Source organism: Microbulbifer mixtoriginis (SeqCode) (assembly GCF_052468275.1).
In genome coordinates, this window is record NZ_CP174341.1 from 1,585,294 (window position 1) to 1,610,302 (window position 25,009).

The 25,009-nt window shown below is 46.7% G+C and carries 22 protein-coding genes, 1 tRNA gene and 1 pseudogene; 13 read left to right on the plus strand and 11 right to left on the minus strand.

All coding sequences use genetic code 11. From position 1 onward, the window contains the following. The first annotated feature begins 1 nt into the window (after window position 1). The gene (locus ACJJIC_RS06890) at window positions 2-382 is read left to right on the plus strand and encodes a hypothetical protein (protein WP_444882651.1); all 381 of its coding nucleotides are present in this window, start codon (window positions 2-4) and stop codon (window positions 380-382) included. Between the two features lie 44 nt (window positions 383-426). Here the strand turns inward: ACJJIC_RS06890 and yhbY are convergent, their stop codons facing one another. Further along, window positions 427-729, minus strand: a complete 303-nt coding sequence (yhbY, locus tag ACJJIC_RS06895; protein WP_444910419.1) for a ribosome assembly RNA-binding protein YhbY — start codon at window positions 727-729, stop codon at window positions 427-429. Window positions 730-872: 143 nt separating this feature from the next. Here yhbY and rlmE point away from each other — a divergent pair, with 143 nt between their 5' ends. The 9 genes from rlmE to ACJJIC_RS06940 all read left to right on the plus strand — a co-directional run bounded on the left by rlmE (window position 873) and on the right by ACJJIC_RS06940 (window position 9,230). Continuing rightward, window positions 873-1,496 carry a 23S rRNA (uridine(2552)-2'-O)-methyltransferase RlmE gene (gene rlmE / locus ACJJIC_RS06900; RefSeq protein ID WP_252083196.1) on the plus strand — a complete coding sequence of 208 codons (624 nt, stop codon included), beginning with the start codon at window positions 873-875 and terminating at the stop codon, window positions 1,494-1,496. 175 nt (window positions 1,497-1,671) lie between these two features. Beyond that, the gene (ftsH, locus tag ACJJIC_RS06905; protein WP_444887108.1) at window positions 1,672-3,600 is read left to right on the plus strand and encodes an ATP-dependent zinc metalloprotease FtsH; all 1,929 of its coding nucleotides are present in this window, start codon (window positions 1,672-1,674) and stop codon (window positions 3,598-3,600) included. Between the two features lie 94 nt (window positions 3,601-3,694). Next, window positions 3,695-4,543 carry a dihydropteroate synthase gene (gene folP / locus ACJJIC_RS06910; RefSeq protein WP_444910418.1) on the plus strand — a complete coding sequence of 283 codons (849 nt, stop codon included), beginning with the start codon at window positions 3,695-3,697 and terminating at the stop codon, window positions 4,541-4,543. A 93-nt stretch (window positions 4,544-4,636) separates the two neighbouring features. Beyond that, window positions 4,637-5,989, plus strand: coding sequence for a phosphoglucosamine mutase (glmM, locus tag ACJJIC_RS06915; protein ID WP_444882648.1), 1,353 nt, complete (start codon window positions 4,637-4,639; stop codon window positions 5,987-5,989). A gap of 127 nt (window positions 5,990-6,116) precedes the next feature. After that, window positions 6,117-6,851: a triose-phosphate isomerase gene (gene tpiA, locus ACJJIC_RS06920; RefSeq protein WP_444910417.1), complete on the plus strand. Its 735-nt coding sequence runs from the start codon at window positions 6,117-6,119 to the stop codon at window positions 6,849-6,851. Window positions 6,852-6,919: 68 nt separating this feature from the next. Then, window positions 6,920-7,360: a preprotein translocase subunit SecG gene (gene secG / locus ACJJIC_RS06925; RefSeq protein WP_444910416.1), complete on the plus strand. Its 441-nt coding sequence runs from the start codon at window positions 6,920-6,922 to the stop codon at window positions 7,358-7,360. An 8-nt stretch (window positions 7,361-7,368) separates the two neighbouring features. Further along, a tRNA-Leu gene (locus ACJJIC_RS06930) sits at window positions 7,369-7,454 on the plus strand. A 68-nt stretch (window positions 7,455-7,522) separates the two neighbouring features. Beyond that, window positions 7,523-8,170 carry a hypothetical protein gene (locus tag ACJJIC_RS06935; protein ID WP_444910415.1) on the plus strand — a complete coding sequence of 216 codons (648 nt, stop codon included), beginning with the start codon at window positions 7,523-7,525 and terminating at the stop codon, window positions 8,168-8,170. Next, window positions 8,163-9,230 (plus strand): tyrosine-type recombinase/integrase, encoded by a 1,068-nt coding sequence (locus ACJJIC_RS06940; RefSeq protein WP_445356660.1) that lies wholly within the window; start codon window positions 8,163-8,165, stop codon window positions 9,228-9,230. Before ACJJIC_RS06935 ends, ACJJIC_RS06940 begins: the two co-directional genes overlap by 8 nt. A 3-nt stretch (window positions 9,231-9,233) precedes the next feature. On the opposite strand, the gene ACJJIC_RS06945 is transcribed toward ACJJIC_RS06940, so the two are convergent. Then, a complete protein-coding gene (locus ACJJIC_RS06945) occupies window positions 9,234-9,440 on the minus strand; it encodes a hypothetical protein (RefSeq protein ID WP_445356661.1) in 207 nt (68 codons plus the stop codon). 402 nt (window positions 9,441-9,842) lie between these two features. Here ACJJIC_RS06945 and ACJJIC_RS06950 point away from each other — a divergent pair, with 402 nt between their 5' ends. After that, window positions 9,843-11,282: a KAP family P-loop NTPase fold protein gene (locus ACJJIC_RS06950; protein WP_445356662.1), complete on the plus strand. Its 1,440-nt coding sequence runs from the start codon at window positions 9,843-9,845 to the stop codon at window positions 11,280-11,282. A 196-nt stretch (window positions 11,283-11,478) separates the two neighbouring features. Here ACJJIC_RS06950 and ACJJIC_RS06955 read toward each other — a convergent pair whose 3' ends face one another. The 6 genes and pseudogenes from ACJJIC_RS06955 to ACJJIC_RS06980 form a co-directional block, all read right to left on the minus strand. After that, the gene (locus ACJJIC_RS06955) at window positions 11,479-11,916 is read right to left on the minus strand and encodes a hypothetical protein (protein ID WP_445356663.1); all 438 of its coding nucleotides are present in this window, start codon (window positions 11,914-11,916) and stop codon (window positions 11,479-11,481) included. Between the two features lie 20 nt (window positions 11,917-11,936). Then, entirely contained in the window at window positions 11,937-12,503 is a 567-nt protein-coding gene (locus ACJJIC_RS06960) for a hypothetical protein (protein ID WP_445356664.1), read from the minus strand. Between the two features lie 159 nt (window positions 12,504-12,662). After that, the gene (locus ACJJIC_RS06965; RefSeq protein WP_445356665.1) at window positions 12,663-12,824 is read right to left on the minus strand and encodes a hypothetical protein; all 162 of its coding nucleotides are present in this window, start codon (window positions 12,822-12,824) and stop codon (window positions 12,663-12,665) included. Between the two features lie 509 nt (window positions 12,825-13,333). Continuing rightward, window positions 13,334-14,011, minus strand: a pseudogene (locus tag ACJJIC_RS06970) (IS3 family transposase); the annotation flags it as partial. A 295-nt stretch (window positions 14,012-14,306) separates the two neighbouring features. Beyond that, window positions 14,307-14,486: a transposase gene (locus ACJJIC_RS06975; RefSeq protein WP_445356666.1), complete on the minus strand. Its 180-nt coding sequence runs from the start codon at window positions 14,484-14,486 to the stop codon at window positions 14,307-14,309. Between the two features lie 202 nt (window positions 14,487-14,688). Next, window positions 14,689-15,978 (minus strand): hypothetical protein, encoded by a 1,290-nt coding sequence (locus ACJJIC_RS06980; RefSeq protein ID WP_445356667.1) that lies wholly within the window; start codon window positions 15,976-15,978, stop codon window positions 14,689-14,691. Window positions 15,979-16,778: 800 nt separating this feature from the next. On the opposite strand from ACJJIC_RS06980, the gene cueO reads away from it, so the two are divergent. Further along, complete coding sequence (gene cueO, locus ACJJIC_RS06985) at window positions 16,779-18,350, plus strand: multicopper oxidase CueO (protein ID WP_445356668.1); 1,572 nt, start codon at window positions 16,779-16,781, stop codon at window positions 18,348-18,350. A 31-nt stretch (window positions 18,351-18,381) separates the two neighbouring features. On the opposite strand, the gene ACJJIC_RS06990 is transcribed toward cueO, so the two are convergent. Both ACJJIC_RS06990 and ACJJIC_RS06995 read right to left on the minus strand, forming a co-directional pair. Then, complete coding sequence (locus ACJJIC_RS06990; protein ID WP_445356669.1) at window positions 18,382-19,443, minus strand: FAD-dependent oxidoreductase; 1,062 nt, start codon at window positions 19,441-19,443, stop codon at window positions 18,382-18,384. Between the two features lie 336 nt (window positions 19,444-19,779). Continuing rightward, the gene (locus tag ACJJIC_RS06995; protein ID WP_444910403.1) at window positions 19,780-20,241 is read right to left on the minus strand and encodes a helix-turn-helix domain-containing protein; all 462 of its coding nucleotides are present in this window, start codon (window positions 20,239-20,241) and stop codon (window positions 19,780-19,782) included. A gap of 1,237 nt (window positions 20,242-21,478) precedes the next feature. Here ACJJIC_RS06995 and ACJJIC_RS07000 point away from each other — a divergent pair. After that, entirely contained in the window at window positions 21,479-23,869 is a 2,391-nt protein-coding gene (locus tag ACJJIC_RS07000; RefSeq protein ID WP_444910402.1) for a chitinase, read from the plus strand. A gap of 177 nt (window positions 23,870-24,046) precedes the next feature. On the opposite strand, the gene ACJJIC_RS07005 is transcribed toward ACJJIC_RS07000, so the two are convergent. Continuing rightward, on the minus strand, window positions 24,047-24,442 hold the full coding sequence (locus ACJJIC_RS07005) for a nuclear transport factor 2 family protein (RefSeq protein ID WP_444910401.1): 396 nt from the start codon (window positions 24,440-24,442) through the stop codon (window positions 24,047-24,049). Window positions 24,443-25,009: the final 567 nt, after the last annotated feature.

Genomic DNA, 25,009 nt, shown 5'->3' on the forward strand with positions numbered 1-25,009 from the left:
AATGAAAATTGCAGCCCTGATAGGTTACTGCTGTCTTGCCGTTATATGCTTGGGATGCGCCTCTCAGTCAAATATTCAGAGTGTCCAACCGGCGCTTTTGAAAAAGGTTAGCCCAGAAGTTACTGCGGAGATACAAGTGCTGGTTTCAGAAGCCTTGGGTGGGGTTAAAGTTACTCTGGGCTCTGAAGTGTTTGTAGAAAAAAGTATTCTGGTCGTTGAACGTAATCGGCAGCATATGGCATTAATTGGTCGAGATATGGCGAAGCCCATCAAATTCCAGTTACTTACGGATGGGCGGAAGTGTTGGCTTGCTCGACTTTCTAGCGATGAGATGTGGGAACTGTCTGTACCCTGTGAGCTTGCTGTTGATGAAGATACTTGATGGAGATTATCAAGAAACGGCAAAGGCCGCTTCTTGATAAAACATCAGCGCAGCAAGTTAGACTTGCGTACATCCGGCTTCTTCGCAGCTCGATAGATTAAAGCGATTTTACCAATTTCCTGGATCAGTTCAGCAGAGGATTTCTGGCAGAGCTCCCCTACAACCTGGTGTCGGACTTCACGGTCAGCGATCATCAGCTTTACCTTGATCAGCTCGTGATCTTCCAGTGCACGTTCCAGTTCTTCCATCACGCCCTCGCTGAGCCCATTGCCCGCTACAGTCACGACAGGTTTGAGATTGTGACCGAGAGAGCGCAGTGCTTTTTTGCGGTCGGCGGTTAAAGGCATACAATACTCCATTACCACTTTGTGGATATCGATATGGGAGTGACCAAAAGCCTCGATCTTCGTCAGCAGTTGTTTGGCTGACCCGATCGCGGCTTATGACCGCTCTTACTAATAAGCTGTAGTGATTGTAGGCATTGTACCCGATGGGCCGATCTAAGAGCAGCCACCGCTGGCTGCGTGAACATTTTAATGACCATTACGTCAAACAGTCCCAGAAAGAGGGCTATCGCTCCCGTGCCAGCTACAAGCTGCAGGAGTTACAGGATAAGGACCGCCTGTTCAAGCCAGGCATGACGGTTGTCGATCTGGGCGCTGCACCGGGAGGGTGGTCTCAGGTGGCGATGGAGCTAGTGGGGCACAAAGGCCGGGTTTTGGCGTCTGATATATTGCCGATGGACCCCCTGGCCGGTGTGGACTTTGTGCAAGGTGACTTTACTGAGGAGTCAGTGCTCAATGAGCTGCTGCAACATCTTGGCGATGAGATGGCAGACCTTGTGATTTCCGATATGGCCCCCAATATGAGTGGGATACGCGATGTTGATCAGCCCGCCTCCATGTATTTGGTAGAGTTGGCAGTAGATATGGCCCGGCAGGTATTAAAGCCTGGCGGTGCTTTTGTTGCCAAAGTCTTCCAGGGGGAGGGGTTTGATGAGCTGATCCGCGACTTGCGCGCGAGCTACAACAGTGTTGTGACTCGTAAGCCTGGCGCCTCCAGGCCTCGCTCTCGCGAAGTCTATTTGGTGGCCAGGGGCTTTAAGGGCAATTAGGCGCGAAGGCGTATTTCTAGTCTGCCTGCTTGATATGGTATAAGCATTATTCCTATTGGGCGGCAGGGCTGTTGTCTCCTACACCTATACTGATTTGATGGGTATAGATAGGATCGGCACAGCAAAATGAACGGATTTTGAGTGCGAAAGCGAGAGGGCTATCCCTTTGAATGATATGGCAAAGAACCTTGTACTGTGGTTGATCATCGCGGCGGTGCTGCTGATGGTATTTCAGAATTTTAAGCCGCAGACACGGGATGAGGCTCTCAGTTATTCCGACTTTGTTCAGGATGTGCAGTCGGGACAGGTGAAAAGCGTCGTTGTGGATGGTCTGGTGATTACTGGCGAAAAAGCTGACGGCAGTCGCTTCAAGACTATCCAGCCGCAGATTATTGACGATGAACTCACCAATGAGTTGGTGCGCAGTAATACCCAGTTCGTTGGCCGTGAACCTGAATCTCCCAGTATCTGGCAGCAACTCTTGGTAGCGAGCTTCCCGATCCTCATTATTATTGCCGTCTTTATGTTCTTCATGCGCCAGATGCAGGGCGGTGCTGGTGGCCGTTCCGGGCCTATGGCTTTTGGTAAAAGTAAAGCGCGCCTATTAGGCGAAGATCAGATCAAGACCACCTTCGCCGATGTTGCGGGTGTGGATGAAGCAAAGGAAGAAGTACAGGAGCTGGTAGAGTTTCTACGAGACCCCACCAAGTTCCAGCGCCTGGGCGGTAATATCCCCCGTGGTGTACTGATGTGTGGTCCTCCCGGAACCGGTAAGACCCTGCTGGCTAAGGCCATTGCCGGTGAGGCAAAAGTGCCTTTCTTCTCTATTTCCGGTTCCGACTTCGTAGAAATGTTTGTTGGTGTGGGTGCTTCCCGCGTCCGTGACATGTTCGATCAGGCCAAGAAGCAAGCTCCCTGCATTATCTTTATTGATGAAATCGACGCTGTAGGCCGCCACCGTGGCGCCGGTGTTGGCGGTGGTCATGACGAGCGTGAACAAACACTCAACCAGCTACTGGTAGAGATGGATGGCTTTGAAGGCAATGAAGGGGTGATCGTGATCGCCGCCACTAACCGCCCGGACGTACTCGACCATGCTCTGTTGCGCCCTGGTCGATTCGACCGTCAGGTATTTGTCGGCCTACCGGATATCCGTGGCCGCGAGCAGATTTTGACTGTGCATATGCGCAAGGTACCACTGGATGACAAGGTCAATGCTCAGACTATTGCGCGGGGTACACCCGGTTTCTCCGGTGCCGATTTAGCCAACTTGGTGAATGAAGCTGCACTTTTTGCTGCTCGCGCCAATAAGCGTACGGTGACCATGGAGGAGTTTGAGCGCGCCCGTGACAAAATCATGATGGGTGCCGAGCGCAAGTCCATGGTGATGAATGAGAAAGAGAAAGTGAATACTGCTTATCATGAAGCGGGTCATGCGATTATTGGTCGCCTGGTTCCAGAACATGATCCGGTTCACAAAGTCACCATTATCCCTCGCGGCCGTGCACTGGGTGTTACCCAGTTCTTGCCTGAGGAGGATAAGTACAGCCTCTCCAAGCGTGCGATTGAATCCCAGTTGTGTTCACTGTTTGGTGGTCGTATTGCCGAAGAGATGACCCTGGGTATAGATGGTGTGACAACCGGCGCGTCCAACGATATCGAGCGCGCTACCGACTTGGCACGTAGTATGGTGACCAAATGGGGACTCTCTGAGAAACTTGGTCCCTTGCACTATGGAGAAGATGAAAGTGGCCAGCCGGGGCAGGGTAACCCGGTTTCCGGCAAGACCTCTAATGATATTGATGAAGAAGTTCGCCGTATCATTGATAGCTGCTATGAACGTGCCAGCCAGTTGCTAGAGGAAAATCGGGATATCCTTGAAGCGATGAAAGATGCCCTGATGGAATATGAAACCCTGGACGCAGAACAAGTGGACGACCTGATGGCTCGTCGCAAAGTGCGTCGACCTAAAGACTGGGAAGATAACAATTTTGGCTCCGGTGGCAACAGCTCAACCGATGAGGTGGATAAAACGGATACATCTGAGGCCTCTACTGAGGCAGACAAGAGTAACCCGGTTGGTGGCCCGTTAAACGAGCACTGATTCCCAGCGAAACATTCAAATGGCATAAACGGAATGTAGGTCGGGATGGCGTCAGTCCATCCCGGTTCGACATTCCGTTTTTTTATCTCTGTATATGAAAATCACCTGTGGAAAACACACACTAGACCTCTCCTCACCGGTAGTGATGGGGGTTCTCAATACCACCCCAGACTCTTTTTCCGATGGCGGCAGTTACTATCAGGCTGGCATGCTAGACCTGTCTCTTGTCTTGTGCCGGGCCGAGCAAATGCTAGACGAGGGGGCCGCAATTATTGATGTGGGTGGGGAGTCTACTCGACCTGGAGCTTCTCCTATTTCTGAGCAGGAGGAGCTCGACAGAGTACTTCCCGTGGTAGATGCGATTTGTACGAGGCTGGATGTCGTCGTCTCGGTAGATACCAGTACACCAACAGTGATGCGCGAAGCCGCTAAAGTGGGAGCAGGGCTTATCAATGATGTTCGTGCACTTGAGCGAGAGGGGGCACTTGAGGCTGCCGCGCAAACAGATTTACCGGTATGTCTTATGCATATGCAAGGGCAGCCGGATACCATGCAAACTTCCCCCAATTATAGAGATGTAGTAACGGAAGTCGCCCATTACCTGGCGAGCCGTATTGAGGCCTGTGGTGCTGTGGGAATTAACCGAGAGCGCCTCTTGCTGGACCCAGGCTTTGGCTTTGGCAAGACCGACGCTCATAACCTGGCTTTATTGGGTGCCTTGTCGCAACTGGGCCCAGTGGAAGTCCCTATACTGGCTGGCTTGTCGCGTAAGTCGATGATTGGGCGCCTGTTGCAGCGAGAGGTGGAAGATCGGCTTCCAGGTAGCCTTGCACTTGCTATGCTAGCAGCCCAGCGAGGAGCAAAGATTTTACGGGTGCACGATGTTGCAGAGACAGTTGATGTTCTGCGATTACAGCAAGCTGTCGAGGGGTTTAAAGCCTAATTCCTACAAACATTAGCCTTCTAAAATTGTAGAGGCATTTTTAAAATTTTTACAAATTAAATGCGGCGTAGTTAGCTGCAGTAGAGATCAGAAATGGAAAGAAAGTACTTTGGCACTGACGGAATTCGTGGACATGTGGGAAAGGGGCCAATAACCCCGGACTTTATGCTGAGGTTAGGGTACGCCACTGGTAAGGTACTGGGTAAGATGTCTGCGGGTAAGAGGTCCAGTCGCCCCTATATTTTGATTGGCAAGGATACGCGAGTGTCCGGCTATATGTTTGAAGCTGCCCTGGAGGCGGGTTTAATCTACTCAGGAGTTGATGTGGGCCTATTGGGCCCCATGCCTACCCCTGCTATTGCCTACCTCACTCGTACTTTCCACGCTCGGGCGGGAATCGTAATCAGCGCCTCGCATAACCCTTTTCACGATAACGGCATCAAGTTCTTCTGTGCCGAAGGCTACAAATTGCCCGACGAAGTAGAGCGCGAGATCGAAGCTGCGCTCGAGCTTCCCATGGAAGCGGCGGAAAATCTAGGCAAGGCATATCGAGTAGATGATGCGGCCTCGCGTTATATCGAATTCAGCAAAGCATCCACACCTTGGAACTTTTCCTTGGGTGGTCTCAAAATCGTTCTTGATTGCGCAAACGGGGCCACTTATCACATAGCACCAAAGGTCTTTCGAGAACTGGGGGCAGAAGTGACTGCCTTAAGTGCTAGCCCGGATGGGCTAAATATCAATCTGGAATGTGGCTCCACCAAACCCAAGCAGCTACAGAGCGCAGTAGTGGAGCAAGGTGCTGATCTCGGGATCGCTTTCGATGGTGATGGCGACAGGGTTTTGTTTGTTGATCGCAATGGTGATCTTGTCGACGGGGATCAGCTGCTCTTTATTATCGGCCTTTACCAGCAGGAGCATCTTGGGGGCTGTAAGGGCATTGTCGGTACCCTGATGAGTAATTACGGCTTTGAGTTGGCCTTGCGGGAGCGCAATATCCCGTTTGAGCGCGCTAAAGTTGGCGACCGCTATGTGCTCGAAAAAATGAAGGCCAATGGCTGGATGCTGGGTGGTGAATCTTCTGGCCATATCATCTGCGCCGATGCTTCAACAACCGGAGACGGCATTGTTGCTGCTCTTCAGGTGCTTCGAGCCCTTTCTGAATTTGGCCTACCTCTGCACCAGCTCAAGGCGCGCATGCAGATGCTTCCCCAGCACATGATTAATGTGCGACTTGGACATCGCGATGGTATACTCGACCATCCGGAAGTTATGGCAGCGGTCAGTGATGCGGAGCTTCAGCTCGCTGACAATGGTCGTGTTCTGCTGCGTCCCTCTGGTACTGAGCCCCTTATCCGGGTAATGGTGGAAGGCCGTGATAGCACACAGGTAGAGCAACTGGCACAGCAGATCTCCGCTGTAGTACAAAGGGTTGGGGGCGGCTGAGCCCTTCATTAGGGGTGCTCCTGAGGCGTTCTATAGGGCGCCATCAGTGAGATAGGCAAACTCGTATATTTTTGGTTGTATGTTGGCGGCAATGTCGCTAAGATTTGCGCCCCTTAAAGGAGCACACATGCGAATACCGCTGGTAGCAGCTAACTGGAAAATGAACGGCAATAAAGCCTTTGCCGAACGTTTTTTTTCTGACTTCGACTTGCAGGCTATTGCCGCTCACGTGGTTGTTTGCCCGCCATTTCCTTATATTCCCCTGGTGTCCCAGGTAGCAGAAGATAGGGAGCGCTTTAGTGTTGGTGCGCAAAACCTCAGTCAGGAATCCAGTGGCGCGTATACCGGTGAAATATCCGCTGAAATGCTACTCGACTGGAATGCTCGTTATGTCATTGTTGGGCACTCCGAGCGTCGCAGTCTCTATGGGGAGACAAGCGAGCTGGTAGCCAAGAAGTTTGTGGCTGCCCAGGAGGCTGGTTTGATCCCGATCCTTTGTGTCGGGGAAACCCTGCAAGAGCGTGAGCAGGAGCGTACTCTCGAGGTGATCGCAAACCAGCTTAAAGCTGTTAGCGACATCATCGAAAGTGATACCTGGAAGCATTCAGTTGTGGCTTATGAACCTGTTTGGGCAATAGGCACAGGTAAAACTGCAACGCCTGAAGAGGCGCAGGACGTTCACCAATTTATTCGGGGTGAGCTCGGTAATGTCGGTGAGCATGTACAGATTTTATATGGCGGTAGTGTAAAATCCGCTAATGCCAGCGCCCTGTTTGCGCAGGCTGATATTGACGGCGCCCTTGTGGGTGGCGCTTCGCTTGATGCGAAAGAGTTCGCCGCAATTTGTCGCGCTGCTGAATAATATTCAGCGAGCGGATTAGGGAATACTAAAAACGGGTTAGCACAACCCCGGTAGAGAGTTTCCAGAAAATGGAAGAAATTGTTTTAGGTATACACGTTCTGGTTGCATTGGGTATTATCGGCCTGATTTTATTGCAGCAAGGTAAGGGTGCCGAGGCCGGTGCCTCCTTTGGTGCAGGTGCATCTCAGACAGTTTTTGGTAGTCAGGGTGGCGGAAATTTCTTTTCCCGCTTGACAGCAATTCTTGCTACTGTATTCTTCGTCACCAGTTTGGGGCTGGCCTTTCTGGCTCGCCAAAACGCAGATGCCGATGTCGATGCAAATCTGCCGCAAATACCTGCTGCAGTTGAGCAAGTTGGACCGGCCAACGAGTTGCCAGAAATCGAAAGCGATATCCCGCAACTTGAATCAGGTCTGGAAGCCGGTGATGTTCCTCAGGCTCCGACTGAAAGCAGCGATTCGCAAGAGCCAGCTGTAAATCAGGAAACTGATTCAGAGGAACAGCAGTAAAGATTTTTGCCCAGGTGGTGGAATTGGTAGACACGCTATCTTGAGGGGGTAGTGAGCTATGCTCGTGCGGGTTCAAGTCCCGCCCTGGGCACCATACATGAAACTGAGAGAAAACCTCAGTCAAATCAAAGAGTTAAAAGGAGGCTTAGGCCTCCTTTTTTTATGTCTGATACTCCGCTGGCACACAATTGGTACACACTCATGCACCTGTTGAAGCGCCCGGATAGCCCCCACCTTTACTTCAATCTACGCCTCCCTAATTCATCGCGGTTCTTGCGCTTCTCCTTACATACAGTTGAAAGAGATAAGGCTTCTAAGAGAGCGTTATATCTAGCAAGGAAGGTCAAGCAATGGCACTGGTTGGGTATGGACTACGAACTGATAAAACGTAATGCCTACGAGCAGGCAATAAAATTTCGGGATGATTGGCTGGATGAGTTCTTTAGTGAAGGGGGGTACGCTCTACATAGCTATGATGCAAAGCAGCTTTTAGCGGAGCATTTAGGGGGGAGTGTTGAGAGTGGTCCTCAGGTTGAATTGGATTTAGTGGAGACCGAGGAAGAGTTTCTTAGTAGCGGTGTAAGACCTGAAAGAACGGCTACGGCACTTCAGGCGCGGATAGGGAGGTTGCAGAGACAGTTATTGAGGGCTCAACAACGCCTTGTTTCTGGCTTGTCTACACCCGATGAAGTTGAAGATGATTTAGCGGATTTACTCGGAGCCCAGTTAACAATAGAAGCCCTTGAGCAACATAGGAGGCCTGAAGGCCTTACCGAAATTCTCAGAGCTGTATCAAGGCTGTGTGGATAACAAAAAGGCCGAAACTATAGCTAATCCACTGGGACAGGGAGCCTATGATGCGCTTCGTTTGGCCGCAGAGGATTTCATGTGGGTGTTCGGGGATATTTCTTTAAATGCTTTCAAGGTAAAGGATGCAATGCATTTTAGGGATGTGCTGCTGAGAGGTCCGAGTAACAGGAAAAAATATCCCGACCTTACACCTGAAGCGGTTTTATCTGGTGATGCAGAGTTTGGTAAGAGGATGTCTGCTACCACGGTTGGGGAGCGCCTGCTCTATGTCTCTCAAATTTTTGAGTATGGGGTAAGGTTTGAGTGCATCAGTAAGAATCCCTTTAAAGGCATTACGGTACAAAGGGATACTCCAAAGATGCCAGCTTACTCGCAGGAGGACTTGGAGCGTATCTTCAAGTCACCGTTATTTGTTTCTGGTAGTTCATACTGGAAGCGGTCTGTACGGCAGTCGCATTTTTGGGCGTTGATGATAGCGCTATTTACTGGTGCAAGATGTGGTGAGATAGCACAGCTTAGAGCCGAGGATGTAAGGGAGCAGGATGGTATTACTTACTTCAGCATCAATGATGAGGAGGGAAAGGCGGTCAAGTCTAAGGCTGCTATAAGAAAAGTCCCGGTCCACCCTAGATTGGATGAACTGGGTTTCAAGGATTATCTGAAAGGTTTGCCTAATGTGTGGAATGAGACTCACCGCTCAGGGCTACTGTTACCCGGTATTCCAGCCCCATCAGTAAGGCAAAGACCACATGCACGCCTTAGTAAGTGGTTCAATGAGCAGTACAGGGATCGCCATCTAGAAGGCTTTAAGGCAGAGAATAAATCTTTCCATACATTCCGTCGTAACTTCATTCGTAACTCACTAGTTAGTGATGCTAGTGAAACTCATGTGCTGAATATGGTTGGTCACCAAGAAGGTGAGTTCAGTACAGCAACTATCCACTATGCTCCCGAACGCTACACTCCTAAGCAACTATATAATGAGCTTGTAAAGATGGACTATCCTTTTCTGGACTTTACAGCATTGGCTGCTTGTTGGAGAGAGATACCTAAGCCGTAACACCTATGAAGAGTGCTTGAAGTTATCGTTCTTGTTTTTGGGCGTATCGTCTTCATCAAAAATCTTAGATGGATCACCAGTATATTGTGGTTCATCAAAGTCAGGGCCATCTTTGAAAATTTCTTCAGAGCGTTTCTTAAGCTTGTCTTGGAGGTCTTTCGTTGAAGCCATGGTTAAGATTTTTGCATAGATGTATTCACGGAGTGCCATCAAAGGCTATGTCTCCTGATGATACATTAGAATTACCTTTTTAGTTCATAGGAAAGCCCTCCCTTCCAGGGATACCCTTTCAGAGCTTTAAATATTCTTTCTTTAGGTTGTTGGTAGTGGTGGTTACTTAAAGATCCTTATAAGCCCTTTAAAGTGCCCCCTATAACCTTAAAAAACAAAACCCCGACGAATCGGCGAAAAGAAAAAAATATTGCCTTAGGGCAACAAAACTCCAAGCCCAGTAACCATACGGGTTTCAGAGCATTTGGAGAGGGGGGTGGAAGGAGTGGAAATTTACGCAATGAGGCTTATACGATTTCCCGGGAGCTTGACGCTACTCTCGCTCAGGAACAGAATCCTTCTCCACACAAGTAAGGGCATTGTTAAGTAAGAAGGATCTCTATGAGCGAGTCTGACGTAGTTGAACAAGAAACGATCAGCTTCCCATTCCGTATAAAGGAATTAGATATAGCTAATGAAAACTGGCGCCCTGATAGTGACCGGCTTAAACGGTGTGAGGAAATAGAAAACCTTACTCCAATTCTGGAATCTGTTGAAGCACCACTTGTTTTAGCGATTGATAGCCCATGGGGAGGGGGTAAAACAACATTTATTGATTTGTGGCAGAAATATTTAAAGGAAAAAACGGACTCAAAAATCTGCCTACATCTAAATGCCTGGGAAAATGATTTTGCAGAAGATCCCCTACTGCCATTGTTGTCAAGCTTTGAGAGTTGGATAGCTAAGGAGAGTCAGTTACCGAAAGTGAAGGAAGCGTGGGAAAAATTAAAGAAGCTAACCCCCGCAATAATCAAGGGAGGGGTTTCTATTTTATCCAAGCTTGCAACATTTGGAGCCCTCGACTTGAGCAAAGAATATGAAAAAGCGATTGCTGACGCCGTAAGCGGTGGTACAGGAACATTAGTAGATCAGTTCCAAGCGCAGAAAAGTGCCTTGAAGCTTTTTAAAGAGGGCCTTCAAGAGATTATATCCACCTTACCAGATGGCCAGAAAAACCTTATTATTTTCATTGATGAGCTAGATCGCTGTAGGCCGACTTTTGCACTAGAGTTGCTGGAAAGAATAAAGCATCTATTTGACTTAAAAAATGTAGTGTTTATCGTTGCGGTAAATCGAGAGCAGCTTGGAAAAAGTATCAAAGGAGTTTATGGGGGTGATTTTGATGGACATACTTACCTAGACAGATTTTTTGATATTGAGTATCAACTCCACACACCCATGAAAAACGAGTATGTTAAGGTTGCCTGCCTTAAAAGCGATCTTACCAAGCTCCTCTCTAGCAAGGTTTGGAGTACTAATTTAGATTACGTATGTAGTATTTTGGGGTGGTTAAGTGTTCAGTACGACCTTACCCTCAGGGACATAAATAGATTAGTGAGTCGGTTAGCGTTAATAATTAGATCTTCTCCCAATACAAATTTAGCTCCTATTGAGGTGATAATAGTATTTCTAGTTTTGAGGAGCAAAGAGAAGGACCTTTACTGGGAGATTTTACAAGGAAGCTGCCCGGTTAATAAGCTAGTAATGCGCCTTATCAATGATGATATTGAGAATATCTCCAGATTTATAGAGCCTCATCATATAGCAACCTTTATTGGGACTTTATTTTCTTTGGAAACCAGCAAAAGTAGATATAACGAAAGCAAATCGTATTGGGCACAACAACATTCCGAGAGAGAGCACGACAGTTCTTTGTTTGGCCCTCTAGGTAGGCTTTTGGATATGGCCGAGAATTCGGTGGACGTAAGATTTGCATGGAAAGTTATTGAAACGGTAGCAAACAAAGTTGAACTACTTCAAAAAATAGAAATAAACAAATAGCTCAACACAGAAAAAAATGCCTGCAAAGCCCCCTCCACAAGCTCTACAGGCATTTTCAACGAGTTTTAAGCAGCAACCATGCGGATTTCAGAGTATTTTGAGTAGGGTGGAAGGAGTGAAATTGGTGTAGGAAGATACGCTTATGTTTGACCAACGCCTACAGGATAGAAGAGGTAAATCAACCCAGATTGAATTACTATTTACTCAGTGCCTCAATCGCCAATTCCTTACCAATTAGACATATTCTGGCAGCGCCATTAGGCTCAGCTTTCTCTAATACAAGAGCGTCTTGAAAGCCTGAGACAAACTCATACTTCCAGCCGAGCAATAAGGTAATTGAGGCATCAACATTTAGTTTTGAAGCATGAAGACCCTTCTCAGAAAGGTAGGCGGATATACGCTTCCTATTTGGAAAGCCCGATTTGGCTACCAGGGTTTCCACTAGCTTGTCCCTACCACAGTCTTTAAGAAGCGCCTCAGCTCTCCATAGAGTACCTATATTTCCGGCCATCTTTAGCCCCCAGTAATACTGCTGAGTATAACCAATAAGTTGAGGCGGAATCTCACCTTTAGAATATACTTTTACTGGAGCCAAAGTTAATAAGAAAGTTGAAATTATAAAAAGGATTTTCATTGTGGTCCGCCTCATACTACCTACGAGTTTTCTTCCATTTCCCTAGCTCTAACTCTGGTCTGCCTCCCAATCTCCCTTTTTATGACTCCCGTAGCTTTAGTCATAGTACCAGGTATTTCGGCGACCACTCTATCCCCACAATTTTCACACTTAAACTTAGATATATACTCATCCCTGAGCCCCCTAGAGTAGATGTGAGTGTAACAAACTAACTGGCCTTCGCAGGTGGGGCAGAAACTTACTAAGTTACGTATCCGATCCCCATCCCACAACCAACGCCATGTTGCACCATAAAAGGTGTCTTCACAGTAAGAATGAAACCAGGGGGCTCCGCTTACCTTAAGCCTGATAAATATTCCCCAACACCCCACAGCTGCTAAGAAGATCAAAAATAATAATACCACTCCAGGTATTGACTGACTGCCTACAAGGAAATCCCAAAACCATACAAACGGGAGGCTAACCACTTTGAAAGTAGTTGCAATAATACTCAAATCAAACTTTTTTATTAGGTAATTAAGTATCAACCCACCGAATACAGTCCCCAATGTTGCGATACACACCAATGCATAAAACTTCCTACTCATTGTTTCCCTTTAACCCAACCGCTAATAATTATTAATAATCTCATACCAATAGCTACAGGCTATCACTGAGCGTGAGATTTTGGAACAGATTTCACAGAAAAAAAATGCCTGCAAAGCCCCTCACAGGCTCTACAGGCATCTTCAACTTATCTTAAGCGGCTACTGGACATATCCAGTCGGACGGCTGACAGTGGCTCCTGAGGCGTCCACGGTGGATACAATGGTACTGCCAGCGCTCATAAACTTCTCTACGTTGTTCAGCAGGTCATCAATAGCCTGCTCTCTGTGTTCCCCACTCACCTTTGCAGTGTCAACTGCCATGCGGTCTACCCAGGCATTTCGGTAGGTAATTACAAATAGACTTGAAAAGGTATGGAAAACTGTAACGCAATTAAGCTGATAGAGGCTTACTAAGGGGCAGGTATAAGTAGGAAGTGATAGTTTGATTACGTATGGTTTTTAGTTACGCAATTAGTGTTGAAGGATAGGTGTTCTTAAGTGCTCCGTAACTGTAGCAATTGTCTCTGGGAGTTTCTTTCCACGGATCTTGGGCCTAAAAGTGTATAAGGAACACTGATTGAAAGTGCAGTTTTCTACTTGCTGGCGCCATGACCCTAAAGAAAGTTTGTCATAGATGCATTCTTTACAGTGGGCATTTATCTCTTGTTGTCGTGACATTATTTTTTACCTATAGGTTGAGCACCCAAAATCTCTGCTGTAAGTGCCACATAGAGTGAGGGCATTGTATTTAGGGGATTTTTAAACTGAAAAGCTTATTTATGAGTCCCTACGAGCGTGCTATAGGCCTTTAACAGGTTGGGCTGTAGTGGTCAACTATTTCCGGACAGTAAGTTAAGTTTTTCCTCCGCTTTTGCAGGCAGTAATCCGTCATTGTGTTGGTGGGGACGCTCCCAGTTGTAGTAAGTCATCAAAGTAATGGCTGATGTCTCAGCTTACTTGTAACCGAGAGAGGTTATCCATTCACTTTTCAGACTCCGGCACAGTCTTTCCATTGGTGCATTATCCAAGCAATTTCCACGTCGACTCATGTTCTGGGTCATTCAGTAGCGCCATAGCCGTTGGCAGAACTGATGGCTGGTATACTGACTGCCTTGATCTGAGTGGAACATAACCCCATTAGGCTTTCCTCGCTGCTCCCAGGTCATTTCCAGTGCCTTTATCGTTAGTGTGCATCTGGTTTCCCTGAGAGGGCCCATCCAACGATACGGCGAGCGTGTAAATCTATAATGGTAGCCAGGTAACACCAGCTTGAACCGGCCCAGATATAGGTAATGTCACACACCAAAATTGATTGGGTTTCTCAACATTAAACTGGCGATCAAGTTCATTCGGTATATCTGAGTGCTCGACTATTGCTCTCTTATGCTTATGAGGACCAAGTTGTGTACACACTAAGTCGGCCTCACACATTAGTCTTCGGACTTTAAAGCGTCCGGTTGATATCCCTTGCTCTTAAAGCAAACTTACGACTGTACGACTGTACGACTGTACGACTGTACGACTGTACGACTGTACGACTGTACGACTGTACGACTGTACGACTGTACGACTGTACGACTGTACGACTGTACGACTGTACGACTTCTTGCATAGCTACGGCTGCGTTCGAAGACTTCAATGACTTTGGAGCGGAGCTTTATTCTGGGAACATCAACGGAGTTCTTCTTTATCCTGTATTCGTAGTAGCATGATCGCGGTATTTCAATCGCTTTGCAGACCAGTTCCACGGGCTCCTGCTCACTCAATCGGTCTATCAGTGCGTACGATTCATCTCGTCGGACATTAAAAGAGCGGTAGCCTTCTACTCCGATCTGCCTCTAGTTGCCACATCCAACGGCGGATAGCCGTTGTACCAACATCCAGCGACCGGGCTGCTTCAGCAATTGAATAGCCTTGACCTACAACCAAGCGGGCAGAATCTAATTTAAATTCGGGAGAAAAGGATCGACGTTGTCTACTCATTGAAAACCATCTATTTTCGATGGCAACTTTACCACCTAAATTGGTGTCCGGGTTTAGGGGACCACTACACAGCGACTAGTTCTAAAGAACAATTCGAATGAGTGCAAAATCTCAAGCCTTGCCTATTTGTTAGCCTAAAATAAGTAAGACAGGGAATAGTTGATACAAAGTAGAGATTTAAGTGATCAGTAATAGCTAGCCATCATTGATATACCTGACTAGTATTACCTTGCCCTACTTGATGCAAAGAGGCCCGGCTACTAGAGTTACTTTGCACTATTTTTTGTCGGTTCCCATTTCCAATCTGGACACTTTCAATAGCGCTAAAATTACTTTTCTGAATAATTGAAAGGCTATTTCTATCGCCAAGTTGCTTGGTAATTATGTTTAAGTCACTTCCCGTTTGATGAAAGGTTGACTGATTTTCATTGCCAATCTGGCGAGTAAGGATGGTGAGGTTCTCTCCAGCTTGATCAATTCCTGTAACATTTTTATTGCCTTGTTGTTCATTAGAAGTGTTAATGTTTAGAGCGCTCTGGTTAATGGTTAGTTGGTTAGCTAAGCCAAACTGATTGGAGTTAATGCTGCTTAACTCAGTACCTTTCTGATTGACAATTACTTGATTGTTGGAATTGGTTAGTTGTATGTCTTTGCCGTTTTCAGTGGACTCCTGGCCTGGAATGTCAAGTACGCGGTCTCCACTCTGGCGTAAGACGATAGTGTTGTCAGAGCTACCGGTTTGGCTGATCAAAGCAATATCAGAAGTTCCCAATTGTCGAATTTGCACACTATTTCTAGTAGACAAGCGCTGCAATATTCCTATGTGATTTTTGCTTTCCTCTTGAAATATATCAATGCTGCTATTATTTGTTGCAATTAAATTAATAGTTGCTGAGTTTTTTAGATTCAGCTGAATAACTGAAACAGTGTTGAAAAAGCTAGATTTGCTTTCCTCTACAGCGGCATGCTGAACATTGCCTTCTTGATGTACTTTTATAGTACTGGATATGCTCCCTTCTTGTTTGGTAATGAAATAATTTGAACCTCCTATCTGAGTATTGATGACTCTATTTTTGTCTCCAGAAATTTGGTTTGTGTTTGAATAGTTTTGGTTGCCCTGTTGATTAATGAAGATGTTGCTGTTGATGCTGTTAGTCTGGGTGATAGATAAAATATTTTTACTGCCAAGTTGGCGATTAATAATGGATGAGGTTATGGTTCCTGACTGAAAAATATTTGCCTGATTTAAGTTGCCTATTTGAATGGGTTGTATGCTGCTTCCAAGTGTTTCTTCATTTTGCTGGGTATTCACAATATTCTTATTGCCATTTTGAATGCTCGCCCTGAAGTTATTGTTATTTTTTTCTGGTTGATCGCTGCTGGAGTTGAAATCTGTTTGTAAGTGATCCTGAGAGTTATGATTCCCTGCGGCAAAGGCTGCAATGCTAATAAATGTAATTATCCCTGTGAATAAGTTGCAATATGGCTTCATGTGTGACTCCTTTACTGCATGAGTCTGAAATAAATGGCAGGTCTATATTGAGATCTAATTATTTTTTGGATTCTTTAAGTGGAAAATAAGGTTGAAATGATCTCCTTCGTGAATTTAGAGGGAGCCCCGCTTGTAGGAGAGTGTTCCATCTAGCGTTGCGATTGGTCTGCCTTCTAAGTAAATCTTCTCATAAAAGTATCTATAGGTGTCAGATTATCCGCCATGGGAAATAAGTGTTGAAATTATGAGAAAAAAGTATGGGTTTGGCGTATGTTGCTTTTTTTGTGATTCTGCATATGCCTAGAGTGAAGGTCTGAAAAAAATTTGGCAATTTATTCTACGGATTGTTTTATAGTTTTAGGCGCTTTATTGATTATTTGAGTTAACTGTATAGGAATATTTTCTTAGATTTGTTGAGTGTCTATTTCTATATGTACACTGGCGGATTTATTATATTGAGGCGCTGTTGAGAGACCATGCTTTTGATTGTGTCAACCCAGCTTTTTTCGGTTAAATGATAAAGCCAGCGGTTTTAATATGCATTGGCTTCTAGATGTGGATATTGCTGTGCTGAGGAAAAATAAGAGTACAGCCTGTATCTCAAATGACAGTAATGCTGTTGGCATATAAATATAGATAAACGTAAGGCCACCTAACCCCAACTCTTGTAACCATTTATTGCTGATGCCACCGCAGTCTATGCTGCTTTGGGGCTTATTAGAGGTGTGTAGTTAGCGAGAGGTTTAAGCCGCCAGAATATTACCAGATTTTAACGTTAAGATTATGAGGAGGGATTCTTCTTGTCTCGTTTATCACGTCGAGATTTCTGTCTTGGTACCTTGGCGGCATCTCTATTGGCTAGTTCTAATATGAGGGCGCAAACCAATGGTACCAGGGATTCCTCTACAAGGCCTGTGCTGCCAATTCCTCCGGAGTTGAGGGCGGACTCAGCCGGAAAAATCAATCTAGTAGCCAAGCCAGCGGAGAAAGTATTTCTCAAGGGAGTAATAACGCCGACCTATGGCTTTAATGGCCCCTTTTTAGGCCCGGCTTTGCGCTTGCGCAAGGGTGAAACGGTAACGGCTAACGTACATAATCAATTGACCCAGAATGTAACTGCACACTGGCATGGCCTGATTGTGCCGGGTCATGCCGATGGTGGTCCCTATATGCCCATCAAGCCGGGTCATACATGGACTGCAAAGTTACCGATTATCCAGCAGGCGGCGACACTTTGGTTTCATCCGCATCTCTATCCCACCACTGCCGAGTTGGTACTTAAGGGGCTGGCAGGGCTGATTATCATTGATGATGAAAATAGTGATGCCTTGCCTCTGCCGAAGCGTTGGGGGGTGGATGATATCCCTGTGATTATCCAAGATAGGCGCTTTAACAAAGACGGCAGCTTCTTTCATCGCTTTAATGAAATTACGGTTGCAGCGGGCTATTGCGGGGATATCTTGCTTACCAATGGTGTGGTCAACCCGGTGGTTAATCCCCCAAGAGGATGGGTGCGCTTCAGGATTCTGGACGGATCAAACGCTCGTAACTACCGACTCTCCACTAGTGATCAGCGGCCCATCTATGTGATTGCAACAGACGGTGGATTTTTACCGGAACCCGTAGAGGTTAAAGAATTACCCATAGCTGCCGGGGAGCGTTACGAGGTAATGGTGGACGCTCGCAATGGCCAGCCCTTTGATTTTATAACTCTACCAGTGCCCCAACAGGTGATGCGGTTGCCCCCATTCGATGGGCCTGTAGTGTTTCTCAGTGTGGTCCCCACTAATGAGGAGGGGCGGGGTTTTTTGCCTGAGCGGCTGGTATCAATGCCTGAAATACCGGCTAAGCTGCCGCCGATCAGCCAGAAGTTGGTAATGCAGATGAATCGCTGGCAGATCGCGGACAAGCTTATTGATGCGAGCGGGCTGGAAAAAATGGTAGCCTCGGGAAAAACGGACCCTGCTGTGGTAGCTAGGGTGCTCAAACTCATCACTGAAGCGCCGGCGTTGCCTTTGAAAGCACAATTGACCGCTAATGCGGTTAATGGTGTTTCATTTTCATTCACTGAACCTGGGTTCAAGGCCCCCATTAATACAGACTTGCACTGGCGAATTTCTGAGGGCAAAGACACTATGCTACACCCGGTCCATATTCACGGTTGCCAGTTTCGGCTGGTTAAATTTAACGATGCTACGCCGCCGGCCTATATGCGTGGCTGGAAGGATACGGTGCCTATATCCAATGCCGGTAGTGCAGAAATCTATGTACGTTTTCCTCTGGAGGCGATGCCGGATATGCCCTACATGGTGCATTGCCATGTTCTGGAGCACGAGGACTCTGGCATGATGACAGAGTTTAGTGTGGCCTAGTAAAGAGGGCCGCGCGGGATTATTGCTCTCCTTAAAACTCAACCACAAACCTACTGAGCCTTCTTTGAACAAATGGTAGATGATTGGCCGCGGCTAATAAGGCAGAAAATTCGAGCCTGGTGAGAAATGATTGTGAAGTGACAATTTTTCTTCCTCGCTCTGTGATATCTATAACCTTCTTATCTTCCCGACGGCGTAGCGCCGAATAACCACCTAGCTGGCCTTCTGCAATACATTTGGCTAGCTCGGCTGCATCGGCGATACCCAAATTCATACCTCGTCCGCCAACTGGGGAGTGACAATGTGCAGCATCACCGGCTAGATGTATTCTGCCCTTGGAGTAGCTCTGTGCCTGACGGATAGATATCTTGAAGACCCCTTCCCGCCTCACCTTGTGAATTCTTAGCGGCAGCGGAAAAACTTCCAAAACCTTTTCGCAATTACTAACAAAGCGATAGCGATTTTTACCGATGGGGACTGAAACTGCCACTATTCCCGGCTTGGTCTGCGTGAGGGTGAACATTTGTGGATGAGGCCAATCATCCAGTTCCACATCGGCGATTGACCAGTCTTCGTTTAAATCAAATCCGGGATAGGGGATATTGGCACTTTGTCGAACTGCGCTGCGAACACCATCTGCGCCGATAATAAGATCGAAGCTACTCTCCTCTCCACTGGATAATTGAGCTGTAACGGATTGCGCTTCCTCATGAAGCTCATTGAGTGCGAGTTTATACTCGACTTCCACACCCATGGAGGCCAGAGACTCCGCTAAGATTGTTTCGGTGCGGTCTTGGGGTAACCCCAATATGGTAGGAAAATAAGAGGTACTTGAATGCAGCGGCAAGGTCAAAGCAAGGTGGTTATCTTGATAGATACAAGCATTTTGAATGGGCACCCCCTCTTCAATCAGCCTTTTAGATACACCTGAGTGTGATAGTAGCTCTAAACTTTTAGAGGTAATACCAACGGCCCTACTCAGAGTAGAGGCACTATCACGTTTATCTATAATCCTGGCAAATATATTCCGGCGTGCTAATTCCACGGCAAGAGTAAGACCAGTTGGTCCCGCACCGACAATCAGTACCTTCATAATAGCAAGCTGTTGTTTTCCTTATCACAACGATAGTACAGCTCTCAAGGGAAGTATCTGGTTGGTAAAGTACAAAATGGGTGGCTGTGAATCGATACCTTCATGACTTTTTTAAATGTACCGGTCATTAATCGTTTTATTTGTAGATTGCTTTTCTTGTTTTCAGAACTGGCGGCATCCTCAATAAGATCTTGGGCTGCCAGTATTGATTTCTTTGGAAGGTGCATTTATAGGTATCACAATATGTAGTGATTCATTTAGCTCTCTATCAAATCTTTAACTGTTTACAAGCTTCTCAACAGGTTAGTGGGGTGGCATCTTTAAGAGAACAACAGATTATTGGCTGTGACTTAGCTTGTTCTGAGTCGTTTCGGTAGAGTCATCAATAGGCTCTTGCTGTAATTTCATTGCTCTTTTCACAAGGTTTTGGAAGTTTGAACACTCCAGCTGATTGTCCTCTGGGCAATTTGCCACATGCCTCAAACCATCGCGCATAGCTTCCAGGCGGCGGATATTCTTATCCACTGCATCGGCCTTTTCGAGCAATTGCTCCCGATCAATATTGGGTTTTCCGTTGTATGTAAACATACTAGCGATCTCATCGAGAGAGAAGCCCGCATAGCGTGCCAGAGCTATTAGAGAGAGCTGCTCCAGCACACTGATATGGAAGACTCTGGCAATACCTCGTCTACTGATAGATTGGATCAGACCCTTCTCCTCATAATATCTAAGGGTAGAGGAGGGAAGCCCACTGCGCTTCGCGACTTCGCGAATATCTATATCCTGTTGACCACTCATCTGTATTTACCTCAAGCTAACTTGAAGTTGTATCCTAGTTTTGACTGCCCCCGCTGGCAACCCTTCATTACTTAGTGGGTAGAGACTGGAAGAGAAATAGAAGTTGTGATACGTCCGATGCCTTATTGGCTCGTGTCTTTATCTTTATATCGATTAGATTCCAAATAAGTTTCTTAATGTTGCTTTATTTTAATGATTGCTAATCTCAGAGTCATCAGAGGTTGCTCTAATTACGGGGGGTATCGATGCTAAGCCTGGCATTATGACTTATTGCCTTGAGTGCGATTAGCACCAATATCTTGCTCTTTGATCTATTAGTTTTTTTCTCTGTGTTTTTTTAATGTTTTTTTCTATTTTGTCATATGGTGGGGAAACAGTTGCTAGGTAATCCTGGTTGTCCTTTAAGGGTAATTCGGATGAGGCTCAAGCTGGGCTGCAGGTTGAAGGGATAAGTTCGATAGCCGATTCAATTGTAAAGCTGGAGTTGAGGCTGAATGGGAATTGATAGTTTTACCAGAGATTTTCTATTGAGGCTCTAGCCCACTCATAGGGAAAAGGAGGGCTGTTAAGCTGGATTGTTGGAAGTACGAGAGAAATTGCTCTGGAGAATGACATTGGCTCGTTTAGTTTTTTTACATTTGCCGACAGCCTGAAATATATAAATATGGAAGAAATATGCAAAAGATTATCTATGGAATGATATTTATGTGCTTTTTGTGTATTGATTTGTCTGTTTTATTAAAAATTAAATTTCTATTTAAGATAGGCTGAGTTGAATCTAGGCAGAGGTGTTTTCGATATGCTTTGGAATAGCCTTCCTATTTGCTTCCGCTTCCTAGTACTTTATGTGTGTTTTGAGGTGGCTGTTTTGTAAAGAATTGTTTTTTATGGTGGGAACCATTCTGAGAAGGTTCTATCGAATTTGCAGTGTATGTATGGGGTTTTGGCTATAAAGCGCAGAAAAATTTTAAGTATTTGTTGAAGGTATCATATGGCTCAGTTTATCTGTGCCGAAATAAGAGTCTAATTGGATGGGAATATTATTCCTCTAAATGCCTGGGGCTAAAGTCAGATGGTTTATAAATTCTGACCACATAATTAGAAATTGAAAACCCACTATAGAGTTTAACGATAAAATCTTAGCCCGCACTTCTTGTAATAACACTAGCGTGCTGCACTACCTCCTTGCATACATCCATTTTTGAAAAGAACCCTTAAAATGAATAGTGGAGACTCTATGAGCCACCTTTTTATTCGTACAGCGATTGCTTCGGCATTGATCATTGGTGCCCAGGCTGTGGCAGCCGATCAGCCCGCAGAAGACTATGTGGAAGGCCAGCATTACCGGGGAGGTAGCCAAGTTTGCTATGGCGGCGATCTTTTTAAAGCGCAGTGGTGGGCTACTGCAGAACAGCGTCCAGCTGAGGCCCTGACTGCGCAGAACACCTGGGATTCCCCCTGGATCGTGCAAGAAACGGGAGTCTGTGACGCCTCTGATGATAGTAGTGACAGTGATCATTCCGATAATCACAATGACAACGACAATTCTGATTCCGGAAATTCTGCTGGTTCAGATAATTCCGGTAGTGATAGCTCCAGTGACGTAGCCGCTTACCAATCCGGGCAAAGCTATCGCAAGGGTAGTGAAGTTTGCTATGCCGGCGATATTTTTGTTGCTCAATGGTGGGCAAATGGTAGTGACTTACCCTCTGATGCACTGACAGCGGAAAATACTTGGGATTCACCTTGGGTTCGCAAAGAGGCCGATGGATGTAGCGTTAACGATAACAACAATGGAAGCGAAAACGGCGGAGACTCTGGCGGTAATAACGGCGGTAATAGTGGAGGAGATACTGGTAACAGCGGTGATACTGGCAATACTCCGATCTCTCTCAACCTGTCTACTTCACAAACGCAAGTGACTGGTGGTGGTACGGTGCAGCTCAGCGCTAGTGCTTCCGGCGGTGATAGCGCGCTCAGTTATAGCTGGGCACAGCTCTCACCGAGCGCTCCTAAAGCGGATATCGCCTCAGCGACAAGCGCCATGACTTCTGTGACTCTGCCGGCCACAACCTATGATGTGAACTTTGTTTTTAGTCTGATTGTCAGCGATGGTGAAACCAGTGAGGAGGCGCAGGTTACAGTGCAAAACCTCGCCATTGACGCTGGTAACGGTGATGACGCCAATGATAATAGCAACTCAGGTGGTGCAGTGAATGCGGTGATCTCCGCTTCTGCCAATAGTGTGGGCTGTACTGGCAGCATTACTCTGGATGGTTCTGATACTACCGGTGGTAGTGGTATGAGCTATATCTGGAGCCAGACAGGTGGCCCTTCCATCAAGCTCTCAAACTACGTGGGTAGCTCCACTCAGGCGGTATTGTCTGAGGTTTACAGCAATGTGACCTACACCTTCCAGCTGACGGCTACCGATTCCTCTGCGGCCAGTGACGTTGCAGAGGTAAGCATCAATCAAACGGGTTGTGCCTCCGCAAGTGGTCATGTCATGGGCTTGAGTGAACTGAAGGCGGAGGAGAGTGCCCGTACCACTGATTCGCTTCTGCAAGAAGTGAAAAATACTGTTGAGACCCGAGACAACGCGATTGTGGAAGCGGTTCAACCCGGTCGCAGTGCCAACCCGACAAATGTTCAGCGTGTTGAGAGTATTATTTCTGAGGATACCTGGGACTATTTGTTCCCCCTGCGGGCCGATGCATACACTTACACCAATTTCCTGCGCGCAGTGGCCAAGTTCCCGGCTTTTTGCGGTGACTACACCGATGGTCGCAATTCCGATGCTATTTGCCGTAAAGCGCTGGCAGTAATGTTTGCCCATTTTGGCCAGGAAACCGGTGCCCATGCGGCGGCCTGGGATGAGCCGGAATGGCGTCAGGGGCTCTACTGGATTCGTGAGATTGGTTGGACCGAGGAAACCTCCGGTGGTTATGGCGCCTGTGAATCCAGCAGCAGCTGGGCGGCGGATGTATGGCCCTGTGCCATCAATGCCGATGGCGGTTACAAGAGTTATTTTGGCCGCGGTGCAAAGCAGTTGAGCTGGAACTATAACTACGGGCCTTTCTCCCAGGCTATGTACGGTGATATTTATACACTGCTGGAAAATCCGGAACTGGTTGCGGATACCTGGTTGAACCTGGCGAGCGCTATTTTCTTCTTCGTGTATCCACAGCCGCCCAAGCCGAGCATGTTGCATGTGGTTGATGGGACCTGGGAGCCCAATAGTGTTGACCGGGCCAATAACCTGAGTTCAGGTTTTGGTGTCACTACCAATATTGTGAACGGTGCTATCGAGTGTAGTAAGGGTTCAGAGGATGCTCGCTCTCAGAATCGCATGGACTACTACAAAAGTTTCACCGGCTATTTGGGCGTGAATATTCCTGCGGATGAAGAGTTGGGGTGTGCCAATATGGGTCAGTTTGAGACCGGTGGTGCTGCCTCCCTGAGTATCTATTGGGATAAGGATTGGGGTTGGTCTGCCGACAATCCCAATAATGAGAGTTTTGCCTGTCAGTTGGTGAACTATCAAACCGCCTACTCCGCACTGAATCAAGGCGATTACGCTAAATGTGTAGAGGGTAATTTTGATATGACTATCGATTACCAAAACTAACTAATAGTGGCGATAGTGGCGATAGTGGCGATAGTGGCGACTTAAAATCTGGGGCCGTAAATATGCGGCTCTTTACTGATCAGTGGGCCCGGTAGCAAGTATTGTTACCGGGCTTTGTACAGATAATTTTTATACAGTCTGAAGCCAATGCAAGTTTTTCGGCAATAAAAAATTGGGTTAAGAGTTTTCATCCAAGACCTGCTGTACCAGTGCAGAATCCACATAGGCAGTGCCTTCAGTAATTAAGCCATTCTCAAATTTAACAATCCAACAGTAGGTATTGTTGTATCTTCTACCATTCAATGCGATGCAGGTGCTTTCCATTTCAACCACCGCATAGTCCCCGTCGATTAGTATTCGCTTGACCTCCATCATTACCTTACCTCCTTGGAGTACCTTGCCAATTCCATGAAAGGCACGCTCGACCAATTCTCTCTTGGAGGTATATTCACCAGCCATAGCATGGGTACCCTTTATAACCCAGTGCACATTGTCCGCAACGCGCTCTAAAAATGGTTGTGGGTCGGTACGGAGAGCGTTGAATACCTCTTCGACAGTTTTCCGTTCGAGCATATCAGTAGCTCTCCACTAGATTAAAATTAATAGTGTTTTCGATAAAGTGCTGGCAGATATGAATATAGCGCACGGGGATCGTATATGGTGTGACAGTAAATGGTGAGTAAAAAAGACAGCTAGGGTGGTTGCTATAGAATAACAGTCCCATTACTTTTGCCTGGCTACGACTGTAAGTGTAGTCTGGCCTAAATCTTTAACTATGACGGTAAATCGCTTTAAGTAAGCGGGGTTATATCGTAAGTGTGAGTCATTGTAGTTACAGTGTGTACACTGGATGTTATTCACAGCTGGCACTGAGATCTATATATTATTTTTTGTTCGTTCGTAAAAGTCCGACTTCAAGCGCAGGCGACTACTTTCCGCCTCTGCCTGGCGCTGAAGTCGGTTTACTGCATTGGATCGGCTTTAGCGGCGGATCAGTCCCAGAACAGCTTAATAGAACTCTTCCCAAACCACTGTTAATGGCACTACTGCTTGTCTTTACCTAGGTGCCGGTCGATGGCGGAGTTTGAATCAGGATGGGTTTCACTATTCTCATCCTGATGAATTAAATTCATGGCGCAT